2 protein-coding genes are annotated in these 1,166 nt (G+C 39.8%); both read left to right on the forward strand.

Annotated features, from left to right (window positions below):
* Positions 1-230: 230 nt before the first annotated feature.
* Entirely contained in the window at positions 231-548 is a 318-nt protein-coding gene (locus tag F1E73_RS17015) for a hypothetical protein (RefSeq protein ID WP_150452663.1), read from the forward strand.
* A 260-nt stretch (positions 549-808) separates the two neighbouring features.
* Entirely contained in the window at positions 809-976 is a 168-nt protein-coding gene (locus tag F1E73_RS17715) for a hypothetical protein (RefSeq protein WP_191089064.1), read from the forward strand.
* The last annotated feature ends 190 nt before the right edge of the window (positions 977-1,166 follow it).

A 1,166-nucleotide genomic window follows, 5' to 3' on the forward strand; every position in this document is an offset into this window, starting at 1 on the left:
ATAAACAGCACCAATAAAGTCCGCTTTTTTATCGGTATTGGATATCAATTTAATACTTCGGATTAATTAAGGAATGCTTGGGGAATTAGACATTCCGCTAGGTCGCTCTCATTAAAAATGCGAAGGAAGAAGGTGGAATTGATTAAAAAGTTATTAGTTTGATGCCTTGTAACCACCCATAACCTACCTATTTGGAAACCATAATAACCAAATGGGAAATTTTCTCTTAGATGAAGAACCACTTTTTCTCACTCGTCCTAGTTAGTATACTTTTCCTAAGCAGCTGCAGCAATCGCACCACCCTCACCGAAACCATAATCATTCCCGGTACGGCAGAACGTCTTTCTATGAGCTATGATACTATTGTTTCGCTTGCACATGCTATAGACCCTCAGGAAATAATGACCAAAATAGCGGATGATAATCCTGCATCGCAGGGCCTAGATTATACGATAGGTGCCCTGGAAACCACAAAAATCCATACGTCTTTTTCAGAGGAGGCAGATGGGTTGAGAAGGAGACAAAGAGCGAACACTATGTACCAGTAAGGATAAGCCTCCATGTGAATAAATCGGCCGCGAAGCAAGCAGCCCCCATTCTTAAAACGTACAAAGAGTTTTTTGAAAGGGAGCTACAACGGAATGGCTTTGAAGTGAAGTAACTCATGTTATACTCATGGTGAAAGTTTAACACCAAGGGCTAATAATGAAAAAGATAACACCAAAATCATTAAAAATAACAGTTCTATTGTTAGTTGTTTTCTTGATGGTTTCGCCAATTCTCGGTCAAGAAAAAATAGATTTAGGAAGTGACCAAAATATTCAGTGAAATCGAGATGGAAGTGTTAGCCTTAATGGTGGACTATGTAGATAAGTTGGACTTGGAAAGAGATAACGAACCACATATTGAAAATGCTTATCACAGTTGCGGAAAGGGAGGAAAATACCGGTTACCAGTTCGGAGCGTTAAAATCTAAACTAGTGGTTAAAAATGGGATAGTCTCGGCCTTGATTACCCCCTCAAGAAAAGCATCCGTTTATTCTGACACAGACTATCAATGATGCTATAGTATAGATGCAACATCCATTATAGAGCCCCGGAATCCTTCCCGGGGCTTTTTCTAAATAACGACCACAAACCTTACCGAAGTTTGGCTGCTTCCTGTA

Source organism: Arenibacter lacus (genome assembly GCF_008711145.1).
Classification (GTDB): Bacteria; Bacteroidota; Bacteroidia; order Flavobacteriales; family Flavobacteriaceae; genus Arenibacter; species Arenibacter amylolyticus.